At 66.6% G+C, this 3690-nt stretch carries 5 protein-coding genes; 3 read left to right on the top strand and 2 right to left on the bottom strand.

Translation table 11 applies throughout. The features are described 5' to 3' along the window. Positions 1-791 (bottom strand): TPM domain-containing protein (locus tag ABWP92_RS16885; RefSeq protein ID WP_353236565.1); only part of this gene is annotated, 791 nt, incomplete at its 3' end. A 76-nt stretch (positions 792-867) separates the two neighbouring features. Continuing rightward, on the bottom strand, positions 868-1482 hold the full coding sequence (locus ABWP92_RS16880) for a LemA family protein (protein WP_353236564.1): 615 nt from the start codon (positions 1480-1482) through the stop codon (positions 868-870). Between the two features lie 165 nt (positions 1483-1647). On the opposite strand from ABWP92_RS16880, the gene ABWP92_RS16875 reads away from it, so the two are divergent. From ABWP92_RS16875 to ABWP92_RS16865, 3 genes are all read left to right on the top strand, one after another. Continuing rightward, entirely contained in the window at positions 1648-2100 is a 453-nt protein-coding gene (locus ABWP92_RS16875; protein WP_353236562.1) for a YybH family protein, read from the top strand. A gap of 59 nt (positions 2101-2159) precedes the next feature. Beyond that, positions 2160-3149, top strand: a complete 990-nt coding sequence (locus ABWP92_RS16870; RefSeq protein WP_353236563.1) for a YheT family hydrolase — start codon at positions 2160-2162, stop codon at positions 3147-3149. After that, on the top strand, positions 3150-3690 hold a 541-nt coding region (locus ABWP92_RS16865; protein ID WP_353236561.1), incomplete at its 3' end, for a DUF2946 family protein.

Below are 3690 nucleotides of genomic sequence, written 5' to 3'. Positions count from 1 at the left end.
CCAAAGCCGCCGGGAAAAATGCCGCCGCTTCGGGAGATGGGGCCGCCTCGGCCGCTGAACAGCCACGTATAGAGCAGCGCGAGCACGCCCGCTCCGGCCGCAAGGCCCAGGCTCGCCGTGATGGCGAATGCGAGGAAGCCGGTGCCGCCGCCCATGACCAGGCCGCCCAGGGGCCGCCCGAAGATGCCGCGCACGATCGGACCGGCGACCATCACCGCGAAGAACAGGAAGATCGCCAGGTCGGACCAGTCGAATCCGCCATTCGAGCGGGCATTGCGGCCTCGGGAGCCGGGCGCCTCGGGCAGCGGCAGCGCCTCTCCCGCGATGCGTGAGCCCACCTGCTCGACCGCTGCCTGCAGGCCGCCCGCGTAATCGTTCTGCCGGAATTTCGGCGCCATGGCACCGTCGATGATGCGCGCGGCGGCAAGGTCGGGCACGGCGCCTTCGAGTGTCTTGGCCACTTCGATGCGCATGCGCCGGTCGTCCTTGGCGACCAGGATGATCAGGCCGTCGCCCACGTCCTTGCGGCCGATCTTCCAGGTGTTGCCGACGCGGTTGGCATAGGAGGCGATGTCCTCGGGGGCCGTGGTGGGCACCATCAGGATCACGACCTGCGAGCCGTGCTGCTTCTCGATGGCGTCGAGCTGTGCCTCGAGCGCCTGCCTGGCCGCATCGTCCAGCGTGCCGGTCTGGTCGATCACATGCCCGGTGAGCGCGGGCACGGGCACGGGCAGCAACTGCTGGGCCCATGCGCCGCCCAGGCTGCAGCAGATCAGAAAGGCCGCAAGCATGGCCTGCAGCGCGCGCGCGAAGAAGGGCGAAATCAAGATGGCTTGCTCGATAAGGGTGGTGCGCAGCGATGCGGGCTCAGGGCTTGCTTGCCGCTGGCGTGTTGGAGAAATCCACCGTTGGCGGGCGGCTGATTTCCGCCTCGTTCTGCACGGTGAAGTTGGCCTTGGGCTTGTAGCCCATGACCATGGCCGTCAGGTTGGAGGGGAAGCTGCGGGCCAGCACGTTGTAGGCCTGGACCGATTCGATGTAGCGGTTGCGGGCCACGGTGATACGGTTTTCCGTGCCTTCGAGCGTCACGCGCAGATCGCGGAATGCCTGGTTGGCCTTGAGTTCCGGATAGCGCTCGGAGACCACCATCAGGCGCGACAGTGCGCTCGAAAGTTCGCCCTGCGCCTGCTGGAACTTGTTGAATGCTTCGGGGTTGTTGACCAGTTCGGGCGTGGCCTGGATCGACGTGGCCTTGGCGCGTGCCTCGATCACCTTGGTGAGCGTTTCCTGCTCGAAGTTGGCCTCGCCCTTCACCGACGCAACGATGTTGGGCACCAGGTCCGCGCGGCGCTGGTATTGGTTGAGCACCTCGCTCCAGGCCGACTTGGTCTGCTCGTCCAGTTGCTGGAACTGGTTGTAGCCGCATCCCGTCAGGGCAAGGGCGGCGGCCATGGCAGCGATGAATCCGAGAAGACGTTTGATGGTCATGGGCGTATGAGGTAGAAAGGAGGAAGGAATGGCTCGCCGGCTGGTTGCCCGGCAGGGCCGTGACACGCATTGTGCATAAATTATGGTTCTCGCGTTGTAGGCCTACAGGCTTCGGATGCGGGCCGATCACAGAATTTAACCTTGTCAATCCGCGACACCATGAAACGATCATCCACGCGCGCCGCGTTGCTGGCGGGCAGCCCCGAAGAGGTGGAAACAGCCTTCTATGAAGCCTTGCAGAGCGCCGACGTGGAGCGTCTGATGGCCTGTTGGTCCGATGATGACGACGTGTTCTGCATTCATCCCGGCAGCGCCGCGCGGGTGGTGGGCGTGGGAGCCATCCGCGAGGTGTTCACGGCGATGCTCGAGCGCGGCGGCCTCGATGTGCGGGTCTCCGACATCGTGCGCATGCAGGCGCTGACGAGCGCTGTGCACAGCGTGGTCGAACATGTGCTGGTCCGCCTGCCCGACGGCCCGCACGAGGCGTTGGTGTTCGCCACCAATGTCTATCAGAAAACGCCTCAGGGCTGGCGCATCGTCGCGCACCATGCGAGCACGGGCAAGCCTGGCGATGGCGGCACCCATGCGGCGCCTGTCCACGTGCTGCATTGAGCGGTGGTGCAAGGCGGGCTGCTGCCATGGGACAACAGACCACCGGGGAATGCCGCACCATGCAGTACCGTGCGCCATGCTGGCTGCCGGGCGGCAATGCGCAGACCATCTGGCCGGCGCTGGTGGCCCGGCGCACGCTTGCGGCGCGGCCCCGGTTCAGGCGCGAGCGCTGGACCGCGCCCGATGGGGATTTCATCGACGTCGATTTTCTGCTGGCATCATCGCCATCAGCAGCGCGGGACCGCGCTCCGCTGCTGGTGCTGTTCCATGGGCTGGAGGGCTCATCGGAGAGCCACTATGCGCAGGCGTTCGCGGAGGTCGCCCTTGAGCGGGGCTGGCGCTTCGCGGTGCCGCATTTCCGAGGCTGCAGCGGCGAGATCAACCTAGCGCCACGCGCCTATCACTCGGGCGATTTCGAGGAGATCGACTGGCTGCTCGAGCGCTTTTGCGCGCTTCGCCCGGGCGGCGCGGCGCCGCTCTACGCCGTGGGCGTCTCGCTTGGCGGCAACGCGCTGGCGCGCTGGGCCGGCGTGATGGAGGAGCGAGCGGCGTCGCGCGTGAACGCGGCGGCCGCCATCTGCGCGCCGCTGGATCTCGCGGCGGGAGGCCGGGCGATCGATCATGGGTTCAACCGGCTGGTCTATGCCCGCATGTTCCTGCGTACGATGATTCCCAAGGGGCTGGCCAAGCTGGCGCAGTTCCCGGGACTTTTCGAGCGCGACCGGTTGCGGGCGGCACGCGACCTGCACACCTTCGACGACGTGTTCACCGCGCCGCTGCATGGCTTTCGGGATGCGGACGACTACTGGCAGCGGGCCTCGGCCAAGCCGGTGCTGCCGGGTGTGCGCGTGCCCATGCTGGTGGTGAATGCGCGCAACGATCCGTTCATTCCCGCCGCCAGCCTCGCGCGGCGGCATGAGGTGAGTCTCCGCGTGACGCTCTGGCAACCCGGGCAGGGTGGGCATGTCGGATTCGCGCAGGGCGGTTTCCCGGGCCATGTGCGCCTGATGCCGGATATCGTGGCCGATTGGCTGGAGGACAATCGCTGAATGGATGAAATCGTCAAACAGGCCATGCTGAAGTGGCCCGATGTACCCGCCTGCTCCGGCTGGCTGGGGCTGGACGCGCGCGGCCGCTGGTATCTGCGCGACACCGCGGCGCAGGCGCTGGGAGCATTTCCCGAATCCAGGGGAAACCGGATCGAGCACGAAAAGCTGATCGAATTCATCGGCCGGAATTACCTGGAGGATGACGACGGCTGCTGGTTCTTCCAGAACGGCCCGCAGCGCGTGTTCGTCGAACTGGAGAACACCCCGTGGATCTGGCGCCTGCGATTCGATCCGGAAAGCCGTGTCTTGCATATCCACACCCATACCGGCCTGCCGCAAAGATCGTCGGCGCTGCGGGCCGTGCTGCTGGATGAGGACGGCTGCCTGTATCTGCAATTGCCTGCCGGTGTGGGCACGGTGCATCCGCAGGACATGGTGGACGCCGCGGAGGCCATCGAGGCGGGCGTCATCGCCGAGCCCTGCGACGTCGCGCGTGCGGATGTGCCCCGGCGTTTCGGCTTTCTGCGCAGTCCGGCCCGCC

The organism is Diaphorobacter ruginosibacter, from assembly GCF_040396215.1.
Taxonomy (GTDB): domain Bacteria; phylum Pseudomonadota; class Gammaproteobacteria; order Burkholderiales; family Burkholderiaceae_C; genus Diaphorobacter_A; species Diaphorobacter_A ruginosibacter_A.
The sequence above is the reverse complement of the archived record's forward strand: the minus strand, read 5'-3'. Positions and strand labels throughout refer to the sequence as shown.